The organism is Acidovorax temperans (genome assembly GCF_028596105.1).
Taxonomy (GTDB): Bacteria; Pseudomonadota; Gammaproteobacteria; order Burkholderiales; family Burkholderiaceae_C; genus Acidovorax; species Acidovorax temperans.
In genome coordinates this window covers 4,406,551-4,421,434 of record NZ_CP117193.1, presented here as the reverse complement: position 1 = coordinate 4,421,434, position 14,884 = coordinate 4,406,551, and the positions used below count along the sequence as shown (strand labels likewise).

Below are 14,884 nucleotides of genomic sequence, written 5' to 3'. Positions count from 1 at the left end.
CCATGCTTCAGAATACCTCTGCACTGGGCCGCCTCATCGGCGTCTCCCTCGGCCCCGGCGACCCTGGCCTCATCACCCGCGCAGCGTGGGCGCAGCTGCAGCGCACCGACGCCGTGTGGACCTACCCCGCGCGCAGCACCAAAACGCCCAGCTACGCGTTTGACATCGTGCACCGCGCCGGGCTCACACCGCCCGCGCAGCACCAGACGCTGCTCTTCCCCATGACGCACGACGGCGACAAGCTCGCCCGTGCCTGGATGCGCGCCGCCGAAACGGTGCTGCCCTGGCTGCTGGCGGGGCAGGACGTGCTGTTTCTGGTGGAGGGCGACGCCAGTACCTATGCCACCTTTGGCCACCTGGCCCGCACCGTGCAGGCGCTGGATGCGCGCATTGACGTGCCGGTGATTGCAGGCGTCAACGCCTTTACTGCCGCTTGTGCCGCCCGCGGTATGCCCCTGGCGGAGCAGGACGACACCATTGCCATCGTGCCCGCTGCCTACGGTGTGAGTGCGGTAGACCGTTTGCTCACCGACTTCGACACCCTGGTGCTCATGAAGGTCAAGCCGCTGATGGACGACCTGATCAACTGGCTGACCCTGCGCGAGCTGCTGCCCCACACCCAGTTCATCGAGCGCGTGGGTGCGCCCGACGAGCGCAGCGTGAACGGCTTGGACCTGCCCGCGCTGCGCGGCACCAAGGTCAGTTACCTCTCGCTCATGATCGTGAAGAACCCGCACCGTATACGGGGTGAGCGCATCAAGGGCTGCCTTAAAAAGACATCGCCTGCGCCGTTGCCTGCTGTGGATGGCAGCGGCCTCTCTGCCGAACAGGAAACCGTTGAATGACTGCATCCTCTGTATCACCCACCGTGGTGCTCTCTGCCCCCGTGAACCCTGAGCAGGAGGCCCGCGTCTGCATCGTCGCCATCACCCGCCACGGCGCGGCGCAGGCTGCCCAGCTGGCGCGTGACTTGCCCGAGGCCCACATCTGCACCGCCGCCAAGTTTGCGCAGGCGTTTGACGGCCTGCCCAACCCCGTGCGCGCCTACGAAGGTGCCCTGCGTGACGAGATGGCCCCGCTGTTTGCGGGCTACGACCAGTTGGTGTTTTTCGTCTCGCTCGGTGCTGTGGTACGCCTGATTGCACCGGTGCTGAAGTCCAAGGACGAAGACCCCGGCGTGACGGTGGTGGACGATGCGGGCCAGTTCGTCATCCCGGTGCTCTCCGGCCATGTGGGCGGCGCCAACGCCATGAGCGAGCGCATTGCCGACTTGCTGGGCGCGACGCCCGTGCTCACCACCGCATCCGATGTGGGCAAGACCATTCCCGTGGACATTCTGGGCCGCCACCTGGGCTGGCAGGTGCAGGCCCCCAAGATCAACATCACCCGCGTGTCGGCCCATGTGGTCAACGGCGAGCCCATTGCCCTGGTGCAAGAGGCGGGCAGCACCCGCTGGTGGACCCGGCCCACGCCGCTGCCCGCCAATGTGGAATGCCTCACCGCGTTTGCGCAGGTGCGGCCCGATCACCACAAGGCCGTGCTGTGGGTCACCCATGCTGATGTGCCCGACACCCTGTGGGCCGACTGGGCCGAGCGCCTGGTGGTGTACCGCCCGCCCGTGGGGCAGACTGCAGACGCCACCACGGCCTGAGCCATGTCTGCGGTAGCAAGCCAATCATCCGCGCCAGTGGCACCAGCCCTGGCCATCGGCCTGGGCTGTGACCGGGGCACGCCCCTGGCCACGGTGCAGCAATGCCTGCAGCAGGCACTGGCGCTGGCTGGCGGCACGCTGGCCGATGTGGCGGTGCTGGCGAGCATCGAAGCCAAGGCCGACGAAGCCGCTTTTTTGCAACTGGCCCAGCAGCACGGCTGGCCCTTGCGGTGGTACAGCGCCGCACAACTGGCGGCGGTGCCTGTGCCCAACCCCTCGGCTACTGTGCAGCGCTACATGGGCACCCCCTCGGTGAGCGAGGCCGCTGCCCTGCTGGCTGCACAGGCCGATCTGAGCGCCCTGGTGGTGGAAAAGCACAAATTCCGCGGGCCCGATGGCAAGAACGCCACCGTGTCCATCGCCCGCATGGCCGCTGCGCCCTCCACCCCTTTTTCACCCCTGTCCGTTTCTTGAAAGGAAACCTCCCATGCACATCGAAATCGGCATCATCTCCCCCGAAAAGCTGGCCTACGCAGGCGTCGCGGCCAAGGCCCTTTTGGGCACCCATGCCCTGGGCCTGCTCAAAAGCCCCACCGCCTGGCTGCGCACGGCGCTGGCAGCGTTCTTCTTCAGCGTGCTGATGCAGGCATGGTACCTGCCCGTGGGCCCGTCGGAGCTGCACCTGGTGGGCGCCATGCCGGTGTACCTGCTGTTCGGCTTCATCCCCACGCTGTTTGGCTTTGGCCTGGGCCTGCTGGCGCAAGCCCTGGTGTTTGAGCCGCAGGACATGGCCCACCTGGCCGTCAACTTCCTGAGCCTGGCCGTGCCGCTGGTCACCGTGCACCACACCCTGGGCAAGAAGATGCAAGGCATCAGCGTGGCCAATGTGCTCAAGCTCGACGCCGTGTACTACGCAGGCGTGACCCTGATGGTGGGCTTCTGGCTGTCCATCAGCAACGATGCCGCCCCGGTGGCTGACTGGGCTCTGTTTGCGGCCTCGTACACCAGCCTGGTCGCTGTGGAGCCACTGCTGACCATCGGCCTGGTGGCCCTGGCGGGCCGTCTGCGTGGCAGCCGCGTGGGTCAACGCCTGCTCGCCGCCTGCATTGACGAAGGCCTGCTGCGCCGCGCAGCGCCTGCAGTGGCGTCTGCTTGATCTGCACAAGGGCTGACCCCATGACCGCAGGAAAAATCATGCTCGTGGGCATCGGCCCCGGCAGCACCGAGCACATGACGGCGCGCGCCCGCGCCGCCATTGCCGAGGCCGACACCATCATCGGCTACGTCACCTACATCAAGCTGGTGGCTGACCTCATCGAGGGCAAGGAGATCATCCGCAAGTCCATGACCGAAGAGCTGGATCGCGCCATCGAGGCGCTGGAGCGCGCCCGCCAGGGCAAGAAGGTGGCGCTCATCTCTTCGGGCGATGCAGGCGTGTACGGCATGGCCGGGCCTACGTTTGAAGTGCTGTTCCAGGCCGGGTGGACACCGCCCGCCGTGGACGAGAACGGCGTGCCCGAAGCAGGCGGCATTGTGGTGGAAGTGGTGCCCGGCGCCTCGGCCCTCAACAGCTGCGCGGCCCTGGTGGGCGCGCCGCTCACGCACGACTTTTGTGCCATCTCGCTGTCGGATTTGCTCACGCCCTGGCCCACCATTGCGCGCAGGCTGGATGCCGTGGCTTACTCCGATTTTGTGGTGGCCCTCTACAACCCCAAGAGCGGCCGCCGCACGCGGCAGATTGTGGAAGCGCAGCGCCTTTTCCTGCGCCACCGCAGCCCTGATACGCCCGTGGCCATCGTCAAGAGCGCCTACCGCCGCCGTGAGCGCATCGAGTTCACCACGCTGGCGCACATGAGCGATGCCGACATCGGCATGCTCAGCACCGTACTCATCGGCAACAGCAACACCGTGGTGCAAAACGGCCTGATGGTCACGCCACGCGGCTATGCCAACAAATACGACGTGCAGGCGGGCGGCACCACGCGCGAGGGCGAGCGCCCTGGCCGGTCGCTCTCCACCGGGCTCAACGGCTGGCTGGAGAATCTGTTTGCCGACCATGCTGCGGGCGACAGCATCGAAGCCCTGGCCCAGCGCCACCGCCTGCCGGTGGAATACATCCGCGACACCCTTGAAAACCCGCTGGAAGCCGCAGCGCAAGATGCGCCCGAGGAGGTCGATGCATGAACACCGAGAGCACCGACACCACGAACGCGGCTGTGGCCGCCGATGCAACGCCCTCCGAGGTCGTGCGCCCCAAGATCAGCGACTACCGCCGTCACCTGCTCATTTGCACCGGCCCCCGCTGCACGCAAAACGGCGAGGCGCAAGACCTGTTCGACAGCTTGGGCGCCAAGTTCAAGGCTGCGGGTTTGAACGATGGAGAACTGCGTGTGAAGCGCAGCCGCGTGGGCTGCTTTGCGGCCTGCAAGGGCGGCCCGGTCATGTGCGTGCAGCCCGATGGCACCTGGTACTACAACGTCACCCCCGCCAACATGGACCGCATCATCACCGAGCACCTGGTGGGCGGGCAGCCAGTGCAGGAGCTGGTGTTTCACCAGGGGCCTACCGGGGGGTGATGGGTTGCTATTTGTTTTGTAGCTTCTAGCGCTTATTGCATAAGCGCTAGTGGTCAATTTGGCTGGTGGCCACTCTCTGCGCGTTCAGCGCGGCCGGTGCATCTTGAACAACTGCTCCGGCCCCACGGTGAAGTAATCGGCAGGGCCGCCTGCGCGCAGGATGTGGCCTGCGCTGGCCGTGTCGTACACGCCGTCTTTCAGCAAGGCGGTGTCGATGTGCACGGCCACCACCTCGCCCAGCACCAGCCAGGTGGGCACCTGCACGCCGTCGGCCCCTTGCAGTTGCAAGACCTGCGTGCGGCGGCATTCCAGGGTGACGGGGCTTTCGGCCACGCGTGGCGGGCGCACCTGCGTGCTGGCCAGGGGGGTGAGGCCCGCCAGCTCAAATTCGTTTACCTCGGGCGCGACGGCGGCGCAGGTCTGGTTCATGGCCTCGGCCAGATCGCGGGTGGCCAGGTTGCACACGAACTCGCCGGTTTCCTCGATGTTGCGCAGCGTGTCTTTGGCGCCGATGCTGGCAAAGCCCACGATGGGCGGCACGTAGTTGAAGGCGTTGAAGAAGCTGTAGGGCGCCAGGTTGAGCGCGCCCTGTGCGTTGCAGGTAGAGATCCAGCCAATCGGGCGCGGGCCGACGATGGCGTTGAACGGGTCGTGCGGCAGGCCGTGGCCCTTGCGGGGTTCGTAGCTGTGCAGGGTGCGTGCGGTCATGGGTTGCTGTCCTTGTTCCATGCGATCATTTTGCTATTAAAAACATAGCTTCTTGCGCTTACTGAATGAGCGCTAGAGCCCGATTCTGCTTGAAGGTTGGCTGCGCTGCCGCCGCGTGCCTCATTTGCCCTGGCGCGCCAGCCACACGCCGGCCACGGCCACCACCATGCCCACCAGGGCAAGGCCTGACAGCGTTTCATCAAACAGCGCCCAGGCGATGAGGGCTGTGGTGGGTGGGGTCAGGTAAAACAGGCTGGCCACGTTCACGGCGCTGCCCCGGCCAATCAGCAGGTTCAGCAGGCTGACTGCGCCCACCGACAGCACCAGCACCAGCCAGCCCAGGGCAAACATGAACTGGCCCGTCCACTGGATCTGCATGGTTTCAGTCAGGCTGGCGAGCACGGCCATGGCGGCCACGCAGGGCAGGTACTGGATCACCGAGCCCGAGCGCAGGTCAAACGCCGGGCAAAAGCGCTTTTGGTACAGCGTGCCGCAGGTGATGCCCACCAGCGCCACCACAGCGGGCAGCAGCATGGCCAGCAGCGCCTGGCTGGGCACGGAGGCAATTTTTTGCGCCATCACCAGCGCCACACCCGCAAAGCCCAGAGCCAGACCGCACCACTGCGCAGGCCGCACCCGTTCGCCCAGCAACAGCCCGGCGGCCAGGGCGGTGAGCAACGGCTGCAACCCCACCACCAGCGCCGTGATGCCCGAAGGCAGGCCGTGGCCAATGGCGGTGAACACCCCGCCCAGGTACACGCCGTGCACCAGCAGGCCCGATACCGCAATGTGCAGCCACTGCCGCGCACTGCGCGGCCAGGGCGCGCGAAACCACCGGGCCACCGCCAGCATCAGCACCGTAACGATGGCAAACCGCACCGCCAGAAAAGTCAGCGGCTCCACAAACGGCAAGCCCAGCTTGGCGCCGATGAAGCCTGTGCTCCACAGAGCCACGAACAGCAGGGGGTAGGCGGTGTCGCTCAGGCCAGGGCGGGGCGTGCTCTGCACAGCGGAAGAATTCATGGGGCGGGCCAATCAGGAAGAAGCCATGGAAACGACGATGGGGGCGAGGCCGTCCCACGTGCGCGGCGCTGGGGCTTTTTGCCGCGCATTGCGTACTCTGCCACGCCTGGGCCGCCTGCGCAGGGCAGGGGTCACGGGTGGCTTTCCTCGCGCGCCTGCCTCAATGCGGCCCAGGAGCAGCTCGCCCCCGTCTTGGTGGTGGGCGGCAGGTCGTCGAAAACCCGTTGAAACTGCTGCCTCAGCGCAACGTTGTTCGGTTTTGCAGCAACGCCAGCGGCCCGTTTGCCGATCAGCCCCCTCGGCATGCGCAACAACGTGCGGATACCGCCCGCCATGAACGACACGCGCTCCCCGCTTTCAGAACCAGAGGTCACCTCCAGCGAATTGGAGCGCCTGCGTGCCGCAGTACACCGGGCTGAGCAGGCCGAGCGCTTGCAGCGCGCCCTGTTTGCCATCTCAGAGCTGTCCAGCTCCGACCTGGAAATGCCCCACATGCTGCAGCAGTTGCACGCCATCGTGGGCTCGCTCATGTACGCGCGCAACCTGTTCATGGCGCTGTACGACGAGGCCAGCGACAGCCTGGACTTCATCTACATGGTGGACGAAGCCACCCCAGACCAGCCCCAGAGCGGCCAGCGCATCCCCATGGCCGACTACGCCCAGGCGCTGACCTGGTACCTGGTGCGCGACGGCCTGCCCCGGCGCGGCTCGATGCAGGCGCTGGCGCAGCAGGTGCCCGGCCCCTTGCGGGCGCGTGGCGCCCATGCGCAGGACTGGCTGGGCGTTCCCCTGCGCGAGGGCCGCCACGTGCGCGGCGCCCTGGTGGTGCAAAGCTACGACGAGCCCAATCGCTACGGCCCCGAAGAACAGGCGCTGCTGGAGTTTGTGGCCAGCCACGTGCTCACCGCCGTGCAGCGCAAGCAAAGCCAGCAGGCGCTGGAGCAGGCTGTGCAGGTCAGCACCGCCGAGCTGGCCCGCGCCAATCAGACCCTGGTGGCCGAGGTGGCCCGCCGCCAGCGTGGCGAGCGGCTGCAGGCCGCCCTCTACCGCATTGCCGAGCGCGCCAACGACATGGGCAGCATGGACGACTTCTACCGCGCTGTGCATGACACCGTGGGCGATCTCATAAACGCCCGCAACTGCTACATCGCCCTGGTGTCGGAAGACGGGCAGGCGCTGGAATTTCCCTACTACGTGGACGAGCAGGGTGGCAAGGGCATCAGCCGGCGCATGGGCCGGGGGCTGACCGAATACGTGCTGCGCACCCGCAAGCCGCTGCTGGTGAGCCGGGCCGAGGCCGATGAGCTCATTGCCCAAGGTGTTTTCCAGACGGTAGGGCCCCGTGCCAATTCCTGGCTGGGCGTGCCGCTGGTGTGCGACGGGTGGGCGCTGGGCGTGATTGCGGTGCAAAGCTACCAGGCCGACGTGGCGTATTCCGACCGCGACCGGCTGCTGCTGAGCTTTGTCTCGCACCAGATCGCCAGCAGCCTGGTGCGCCGCCGCACCACCGATTCATTGCAACGCGCCAATGCCGAGCTGGCGCAGCGCGTGGCCGAGCGCACAGGCCAGCTGCAAGAGCAGATCGCCGTGCGCGAGCGGGTCGAGGCCCAGCTGCAGCACCAGGTGATGCACGATGCCCTGACCGGCCTGCCCAACCGCAGTTACCTGCTGGAGCGCCTGACCTGGCTGCAGGCACGCCTGCAGCGCCACGAGCATCGCCGCTTTGCGGTGATGTTTGTGGATGTGGACCGCTTCAAGCTCATTAACGAAAGCATGGGCCACCATGCGGGCGATGCGGTGCTGCAAGAGGTTGGGCGGCGCCTGCTGGCCACCCTGGGTGATTCGGACATGATCGCCCGCGTGGGCGGTGACGAGTTTGCCGTGCTGCTGAGCAACGCCCAGACGCTGGAAGCCGCCATGCGCTCGGCACGGCGCATGCTGCAGGTGCTGGACGAGCCCATGGTGGTGGAGGGTAAGCAGCTGTTCGCGTCCGTCAGCATCGGCATCATGATGTGCGACCAGCCGGCCGCTGCCCCCACCGATTTGCTGCGCAACGCCGACACGGCGATGTACCGCGCCAAGCTCAATGGCCGGCGCCGGTTTGAGCTGTATGACGCGCACCTGCACAGCGATCCCTTGCGCGTGCTGACCATCGAGAACGCTTTGTGGTCTGCCCTCAAGCAGCGCCAGTTTGTGCCGCACTTCCAGCCCATCGTGTCGCTCAAAGACGGGCAGGTGCTGGGCTATGAAGCCCTGGTGCGCTGGCAGCACCCGACCGAGGGCTTGCCAGGCCCGGCCGACTTTTTGCAGGTGGCCGAAGACAGCGGCAGCATGGAAGCCATCGACTGGCAGATTTTTGCCGCTGCCAGCCGTGCCATTGCCGCCCAGACCGACTTCACCGGCTACCTGGGCCTGAACGTGGCGCCGCGCCACTTTCGCAACCCGCACTTTTGCCAGCAACTGCTGGACATGCTGAAAGCCGCTGGCCTGCCGCCCTCGCGCCTGTGCCTGGAAATCACCGAAGGCGCCCTGATCGACGACCCCGAGCGCACCTGCGACCTGCTCAACGAGCTGCGCAGCCACGGCATGTCGCTGGCGCTGGACGACTTTGGCACCGGGTACTCGTCGCTGGGGTACCTGCACCGCTTCCCGCTGCTCACGCTCAAGATTGATCGCAGTTTCGTCGCGCCCCTCACCAGTCCCACCGCCCACCAGGGCAGCGCCAGCGCCGCCGTGGTGCGCGCCGTGGTGGCGCTGGCGGGCTCGCTGGGGCTGAGCGTGGTGGCCGAAGGCATCGAAACCCAGGCCCAGGCCGATGCCCTGTGCGCCCTGGGTTGCCACTTGGGGCAAGGCTTCTTGTTTGCCAAACCAGGGCCATTGCCTGCTTCTTCGGCCTGATTCCATTTCTAAGAGCGGCTAACAAAACCCTTCTGGCGTCGTTGCCGTGTCTTGTCGTACTACCCGTACTGCCTGCGACGCGGCGCCTAGCCAGAACCGCTGCGCTGGGTTTTGTTATCCGCTCTAAATCACCCCTGACGTTGTTGCTTCGTCTTGCCGTGCTTTAGCACTGTCTGCGGCTTCGCGCCTGGTCAGGAATGATTTGGAAATGGAATGGGAGCCAGGTGACCGCTACCGCTGCCCCAAAAACTGCGCCGGGGGCTGCCCCACCGACTTGCGCACCATCGCACTGAACGCGCTGGGGCTGTAGCCCAGCTCGGTGGCGATCTGGCCCACAGGCATGCGGCCCGCCGCCAGCGACACCGCCTTGGCCAGAATCACCTGCTGGCGCCACTGCGTGAAGGTGCTGCCCAGCTCGGTACGAAACAGCCGCGCCACCGTGCGCAGGCTGGCGCCCGTGTCTTGCGCCCAGGCCTCCAGCGTGGTGTGGCGCGTGGGGTCGGCCAGCACGGCTTCGCACAACTGGCGCAGGCGCTTGTCGTGGGGCAGGTCCACGCCCAGCTTCACGGGGGCTGCGCGGGCCAGCTCGTCGCACAGCAGGGCGCTCAGGTGGCGTTCGCGCAGCAGCGTGGCTGCGTCGGGCGGTGGGCCGTCGTCGGGGGTGGTGGGCATTTCGCGCACCACGGCGCGCAGCAGGTCTGAGGCTTCCAGCACCCGGCACTGGCGCCACGCTGCTTGCTCGGGCGGTGCAGTGCGCAAACCCAGGGCCGGGGGGCCGCAGCGCCCGCGCGGCTGGTGAAAGTACAGCGTGCGCATTTCGGCGTCTTCCACCATCGTCACGGCATGCTCCATGCCCGGCGGTATCCACAGCGCGCGCGATGGCGGCACGATGTAGGTGCCCCGGTCCACCGTGAGCTGGATCACGCCGGTGGTGGAAATTGCCACCTGTGCCCACGGGTGGCTGTGCGGCATCACCCGCGTGTCGGCCCGCAACTGGCGCACCTTGGCGCGCACCGGGCGCTGGGCCGTGGGCACAAACAGGTGCGGGGTCAGTGAATCGACATACGCCACCGGGCGCCGTGCGCGGCGTGGCGCTGGTGCGCTGGAGGTTGTTGCAGGTTTTGGCATGTTTGCGATAGTAATTGACCGGCTATCGTCAAACTGCCGAGCCCGGCGTGCCTAAGATCAACCCCATGACCTCTGCATCCTCTGGCACTTCATCCGGCGCCGTGCCGTTTCGGCAAGACGCCCGCACCATCGGGCTGGTGGGCCTGGCCCATGGCAGCTCACACTTCTTTCACATGCTGCTGCCCCCGCTGTTCCCGTGGCTGATTGCCGAGTTCGGCTTCAGCTATTCCGAACTTGGGGTGCTGGTGTCGGTGTTTTTCGTGATCTCCGGGGTGGGCCAGGCCCTGTCGGGCTTCCTGGTGGACCGGGTGGGCGCGCGGCCCGTCATGTTCTTTGCGCTGTCGAGCTTTGCGGCCTCTGGGCTGGTGGCTGGCACGGCCCAGGGCTATGGGGGGCTGGTGGTGGCTGCCGCCCTGGCCGGGCTGGGCAACGCACCCTTCCACCCGGTGGACTTCACCATCCTGAACAAGCGCGTATCGCCCCAGCGGCTGGGGCATGGCTTTGCGGTGCACGGCATCAGCGGCAACCTGGGCTGGGCCACCGCGCCAGTGTTCATGGCAGGCATTGCCACGGCCACGGGTTCATGGCGCACAGCCAGCCTGTGCGGCGCGGCGTTTGCGCTGCTGGTGCTGGCCATCATGGTGATCAACCGCGACGCGCTGGACGACCGCCAGGGCGAATGGGCCCACCAGGCCAAGGGCGCCGCCAGTGCGCAGGCTGCCAAGCCCGAGCATCCCATGGCCTTCCTCAAACTGCCTTCGGTGTGGCTGTGCTTTTCGTTCTTCTTCTGGAGCACCTGCGCCCTCAGCGCCATCCAGAGCTTTGCCAGCCCCGCGCTGCAATCCATGTACGGCCTGCCCTTGAGCGTGACGGCCATGGTGGTCACGGGCTACATGCTGTGCGGCGCCGCCGGCATGGTGGCCGGGGGCTTCCTGGTGGGCCGCGTGCAGCGGCTGGAAAAAGTGATTTCGGTGTGCCTGCTGGCATCCGCCGTGTTGCTGGTGGTGGTGGGCGCCGGGGCCAGCTGGCTGCCGGGCCTGGCGGCCGTAGTGGTGGCTTCCATCGCCGGTCTGGGCACGGGCCTAGCAGGCCCCTCGCGCGACATGCTCATCAAGCGTGCCGCGCCACCCGGCGCCACGGGCCGTGTGTACGGCACCGTGTACTCAGGCCTGGACCTGGGCTTTTGCCTGGCCGCCCCTGTGTTCGGCGCCATGCTGGACCGGGGCATGACCTCGGGCATCTTCTTCGGCTCTGCCGCTACGCTGGCGCTGAGTGTGGTGTCTGCGGCATTTGTTGGTGTGGGTCTGGTGGCACGGATGGCGCGGCCAGCGGCGGTGACGGCGGGGTGAGGGTGTGATTGGGGGGGCTCGTTTTGCGCCCCCTTCGGCACCTTCGTTGGTGATGTGCTCGCTATAGTTGGGAGGCCGGTTTCGGCCAGGAGCAGTCGGTGAGAATGGTTGCCCGGATGGCAGCTTCAGGCTGGCTGCCGACGTGCACGGTGGGTGTGGCGTCAGTCGGCTCTCGACCCCAAGCCGTCTTCATATTCACGGTTGGTTGCACGAGGTGCTTCGATCTTCGACGTCCAAGACCGTCCACACATTGCGCCCGACCACTTCTCATCGCCCGGTAAAAAAGGGCCTCCAACGAGGCCCTTGCACTCCATCAGTCGGCATCCCGCGCCCGCGACTCGCGCGCCTTGCGCGCCCAGTAGCGGGACTTGGCCGCGTCGCGGGCCACGCCTTCGCCGCGTGCGTACATGACAGACAGGTTTTGCTGCGCATCGGCATCGTCTTGCTCGGCGGCCTTCGTGTACCAGTGCACGGCCTGCTTCTTGTCTTGTGCCACGCCCTCGCCGTCGTCATAAGAAACCGCCAGGTTGAACTGCGCGCGCACATGGTTTTGTGCAGCCGCCTTGCGGTACCAGGCCACGGCTTGCTGGTGGTCTTGCGGCACGCCTTCGCCTTCGTCGTACGCTACCCCCAGGTTGTATTGCGCGTCAGAGTCGCCCTGGTCCGCCGCCTTGCGGTACCACTGGGCGGCCATCTGGTGGTCCTTGGCTACGCCTTCGCCCTTGTCGTACGAAACGCCCAGGTTGTACTGGGCCTTGGCCAGCCCCTGGTTGGCGGCCTTGGTGTACCAGAAGACGGCCTGTTTGTAGTCTTGCGGCACGCCTTCGCCGTCGTCGTACGAAACGGCCAGGTGGTATTGCGCATCGGCATGGCCTTGCTCGGCGGCTTTGCGGTACAGCGCGGCGGCCTTGGCGTGGTCTAGCTGAACGCCTTTGCCAAAGTCGTGCATCAGCCCCAGGTGAAATTGTGCCTCGGGGTCGCCTGCCTGTGCGGCGGGCTGCAGTTCTTTGGCCGCCAGGGCGAACTGGCCCCGGTCGTAGGCGCGCACGCCTTCGGCGGTGCCAGCCCAGGCCGCGCCGGCCAGCAGCGCGGCGCCCAGGCAGGCCGCAGAAATCCAGGGAAGAAAACGTGAATGTTGGAAGTGCATGGTTTGAAGCGGCTTGGCGCTCCTCGCGCTGCCGCGTTGTTGTGAACGATGTGAACGCCCTGGTGTTACCACTAGCGCACGGTGGCAGGGCCCTGTGGCTGCGGCGTGGTGGAAGTGTGCCCGCGCCGTGGCGTGGCGGCACAGCGGTTGCCAACCGTTACATGCGCAGAAGCGCCCTGTGTTGCCCGGGCGCAGCGCACGGCGTGGTTTGACGTGCATGGATGTGCTCCCTACGATGGCCCTTCTTCCCGCACCCCGGAGCCGCGCCCATGCCTGCACCCCATTGGATTCACTCTGCCGCCACGCGCTGGGCCTGTACCGGAATCGCGCTGGCCGCCGCCGCCTGCGCACCCTTGTCGCCCAAGCCTGAGAAAACGTCAGAAGCCCCGCCCGTGGCTGCGGCCTGCCCACCGGCGCTCGCGGCCCTGGCCCGCTGCCTGGCGGGGCAGGATTCTGCGGGGGCCTACTACCTTATTGCCATGCCCCACCAGTGGAACGGCCACCTGGTGCTGCACGCCCACGGTGGGCCAGCTCTGGGTGCGCCTCGGCCCGAACGCTCGGCGGCAGACCTGGAGCGCTGGGCCATCATGGTCAAGGCCGGTTATGCATGGGCGGGCAGCACCTTCCGCCAGGGCGGCGTGGAAGTGCGCGCTGCGGCGGAAGACACCGAACGCCTGCGGCAGATCTTTGTGGGCCATGTGGCGCAGCCGCGCCGCACCATCCTGCACGGGCAGTCGTGGGGTGCCAGCGTGGCGGCGCGGGGGGCCGAGATGTTCACTTCCACAACCCAAGGCCAGCGCCCATATGACGCCGTGTTGCTCACCAGCGGTGTGCTGGCAGGGGGCTCGCGCTCGTACGACTTTCGCACCGACCTGCGCGTGGTCTACCAGTACCTCTGCAACAACCACCCCCGGCCCACTGAGGTGCAGTACCCGCTGAACATCGGCCTGCCCGCTGATGCGACCCTGACCCCGACCGACCTGGCTGTGCGCGTGAACGAATGCCTGGGGCTGGACAAGCCCGCATCTGCCCGCACGCCAGAGCAACAGCGCCGCGTGAAGGTGATCACCGACGTCATCCGCATTCCGGCCAGCTCCATCCAGGGCCACATGAATTGGGCGACGTTCCACTTCCGCGACGTGGTGCAGCACCGCACCGGGGGCGCCAGTCCGTTTGGCAACGAAGGCGTGCGCTACCGGGGTTCTGGCGACGATGCAGCACTGAACGCCGGTGTGCTGCGCTACCGTGCCCACCCGGCAGCGCTGGCCCGCTTTGCGCAAGACACCGACCCCACCGGCCGCATCCCTGTGCCGGTGCTCACCGTCAAAGGCATCGACGACGCGACCGCGTTCGTGGAACTGGATGCCGCATTCAAAACCACGATGGAGCAGGCGGGCACCAGCGGCCACCTGGTGCAGACCTTCACGCGGCATAGCAGCCACAGTTACCTGAGCGACCCGACCTATCCCACGCTGATGGCGGCCCTGCTGCGCTGGGTGGAAGAGGGCACCCGGCCCACGCCCGCCAGCATTGCCAGCCAATGCCCGGCGCTGGAGGCCACCTTTGGCAAGGGCTGCGCTTTTGTGCCGGAATACCGCCCCGCTGCGCTGAACACCCGCGTGCCCGAGAGGGTGCCGCAGTGATCCATCAACCGCCGGGCACCTGCACCACCCGCGTGCCCGCAATGGCATAGGGCCGTGCGCCTGCGGGCAGGGCGTTGGCGTGCGTGCCGGTGAAGGCGCCGAAGGCGGGCAGCACCAGCAGCCCTGGTGGCCCTGGCTGCCATGCAAAACAGGGTAGGCGCATGCGGTCCCGCGCCGGGCCGTGCAGCACCACCGAGGGGTGCAAATGCCCCGCCAGCACGGTGTTCCCCGCTACGGCCTGCGGGTGGTGCGCTGCCTGCAAGGGCACGCCAGGCACTGGGGCCCAGGGCTCTTCCTGCAAGGCAATGTTCAGGTCAGCGGGCGGGGTGCCCGCATGGCGGTCGTGGTTGCCCAGCACCAAGTCCATGGCCACTTGCGCGTGTCGAGCCCGCCAGCCGCGCAGTTGCTGCCACAGGGCGGGTTGCGCGCCGCTGCGCGCATGCAAAAAGTCGCCCAAAAACACCAGCCGCTGTGCGCCGGTGGTGGTGAGCAACGTATCCAGCCGGGCGATGTTGTCGGCCGTGGTGCCCGTGGGCACGGGCTGGCCCGCATGGCGAAAGCTGGCTGCCTTGCCAAAGTGCACATCGGCCACAAACAGGCTGCGGGCCTCGGGCCACCACACGGCGCGCCCTGGCAGCAGCCACAGCAGCGTGCCGCAGGGCAGCGTCAGGGGGCACGCGCCCGCTGGATTGGCATGTGTGGGCGGGCTGGGCGTGTTGGTGGGCGATGTCAGGACAGCCATGGAGCGCCGAGCATACCGA

General features: G+C 67.1%; 15 protein-coding genes. 9 read left to right on the top strand and 6 right to left on the bottom strand.

Going from position 1 to position 14,884, the window contains the following annotated elements; all coding sequences use genetic code 11:
- Positions 1-2 precede the first annotated feature (2 nt).
- Genes cobI through PQV96_RS20715 form a run of 6 tightly spaced genes read left to right on the top strand, consistent with a single transcriptional unit; the run spans position 3 to position 4,227 of the window.
- A complete protein-coding gene (gene cobI, locus PQV96_RS20740; protein WP_273624109.1) occupies positions 3-845 on the top strand; it encodes a precorrin-2 C(20)-methyltransferase in 843 nt (280 codons plus the stop codon).
- Complete coding sequence (locus PQV96_RS20735) at positions 842-1,651, top strand: cobalamin biosynthesis central domain-containing protein (protein WP_273624108.1); 810 nt, start codon at positions 842-844, stop codon at positions 1,649-1,651. Before cobI ends, PQV96_RS20735 begins: the two co-directional genes overlap by 4 nt.
- Before the next feature lie 3 nt (positions 1,652-1,654).
- The gene (locus tag PQV96_RS20730; protein WP_273624107.1) at positions 1,655-2,125 is read left to right on the top strand and encodes a cobalamin biosynthesis protein; all 471 of its coding nucleotides are present in this window, start codon (positions 1,655-1,657) and stop codon (positions 2,123-2,125) included.
- 13 nt (positions 2,126-2,138) lie between these two features.
- Positions 2,139-2,807: an energy-coupling factor ABC transporter permease gene (locus PQV96_RS20725; RefSeq protein ID WP_273624106.1), complete on the top strand. Its 669-nt coding sequence runs from the start codon at positions 2,139-2,141 to the stop codon at positions 2,805-2,807.
- Positions 2,808-2,827: 20 nt separating this feature from the next.
- The gene (gene cobJ, locus PQV96_RS20720) at positions 2,828-3,835 is read left to right on the top strand and encodes a precorrin-3B C(17)-methyltransferase (protein ID WP_142085157.1); all 1,008 of its coding nucleotides are present in this window, start codon (positions 2,828-2,830) and stop codon (positions 3,833-3,835) included.
- Complete coding sequence (locus PQV96_RS20715) at positions 3,832-4,227, top strand: (2Fe-2S) ferredoxin domain-containing protein (protein WP_273624105.1); 396 nt, start codon at positions 3,832-3,834, stop codon at positions 4,225-4,227. Before cobJ ends, PQV96_RS20715 begins: the two co-directional genes overlap by 4 nt.
- Before the next feature lie 84 nt (positions 4,228-4,311).
- Here PQV96_RS20715 and PQV96_RS20710 read toward each other — a convergent pair whose 3' ends face one another.
- From PQV96_RS20710 to PQV96_RS20700, 3 genes are all read right to left on the bottom strand, one after another.
- The gene (locus PQV96_RS20710; protein ID WP_066698100.1) at positions 4,312-4,935 is read right to left on the bottom strand and encodes a flavin reductase family protein; all 624 of its coding nucleotides are present in this window, start codon (positions 4,933-4,935) and stop codon (positions 4,312-4,314) included.
- A gap of 120 nt (positions 4,936-5,055) precedes the next feature.
- Complete coding sequence (locus tag PQV96_RS20705) at positions 5,056-5,958, bottom strand: DMT family transporter (RefSeq protein ID WP_273624104.1); 903 nt, start codon at positions 5,956-5,958, stop codon at positions 5,056-5,058.
- A 131-nt stretch (positions 5,959-6,089) separates the two neighbouring features.
- The gene (locus PQV96_RS20700) at positions 6,090-6,302 is read right to left on the bottom strand and encodes a hypothetical protein (protein ID WP_198847804.1); all 213 of its coding nucleotides are present in this window, start codon (positions 6,300-6,302) and stop codon (positions 6,090-6,092) included.
- Here PQV96_RS20700 and PQV96_RS20695 point away from each other — a divergent pair.
- Positions 6,292-8,856: a bifunctional diguanylate cyclase/phosphodiesterase gene (locus PQV96_RS20695; RefSeq protein WP_273624103.1), complete on the top strand. Its 2,565-nt coding sequence runs from the start codon at positions 6,292-6,294 to the stop codon at positions 8,854-8,856. The genes PQV96_RS20700 and PQV96_RS20695 overlap by 11 nt on opposite strands.
- Before the next feature lie 231 nt (positions 8,857-9,087).
- Here PQV96_RS20695 and PQV96_RS20690 read toward each other — a convergent pair whose 3' ends face one another.
- Positions 9,088-9,984, bottom strand: coding sequence for an AraC family transcriptional regulator (locus tag PQV96_RS20690; RefSeq protein WP_273624102.1), 897 nt, complete (start codon positions 9,982-9,984; stop codon positions 9,088-9,090).
- A 65-nt stretch (positions 9,985-10,049) separates the two neighbouring features.
- Here PQV96_RS20690 and PQV96_RS20685 point away from each other — a divergent pair, with 65 nt between their 5' ends.
- Positions 10,050-11,333, top strand: coding sequence for an MFS transporter (locus PQV96_RS20685; protein WP_067511713.1), 1,284 nt, complete (start codon positions 10,050-10,052; stop codon positions 11,331-11,333).
- A 313-nt stretch (positions 11,334-11,646) separates the two neighbouring features.
- Here PQV96_RS20685 and PQV96_RS20680 read toward each other — a convergent pair whose 3' ends face one another.
- Positions 11,647-12,480: a tetratricopeptide repeat protein gene (locus PQV96_RS20680; RefSeq protein ID WP_273624100.1), complete on the bottom strand. Its 834-nt coding sequence runs from the start codon at positions 12,478-12,480 to the stop codon at positions 11,647-11,649.
- Between the two features lie 269 nt (positions 12,481-12,749).
- Here PQV96_RS20680 and PQV96_RS20675 point away from each other — a divergent pair, with 269 nt between their 5' ends.
- Entirely contained in the window at positions 12,750-14,123 is a 1,374-nt protein-coding gene (locus tag PQV96_RS20675) for a hypothetical protein (RefSeq protein ID WP_273624098.1), read from the top strand.
- 4 nt (positions 14,124-14,127) lie between these two features.
- On the opposite strand, the gene pdeM is transcribed toward PQV96_RS20675, so the two are convergent.
- A complete protein-coding gene (pdeM, locus tag PQV96_RS20670) occupies positions 14,128-14,865 on the bottom strand; it encodes a ligase-associated DNA damage response endonuclease PdeM (RefSeq protein WP_273624097.1) in 738 nt (245 codons plus the stop codon).
- Between the last annotated feature and the right edge of the window lie 19 nt (positions 14,866-14,884).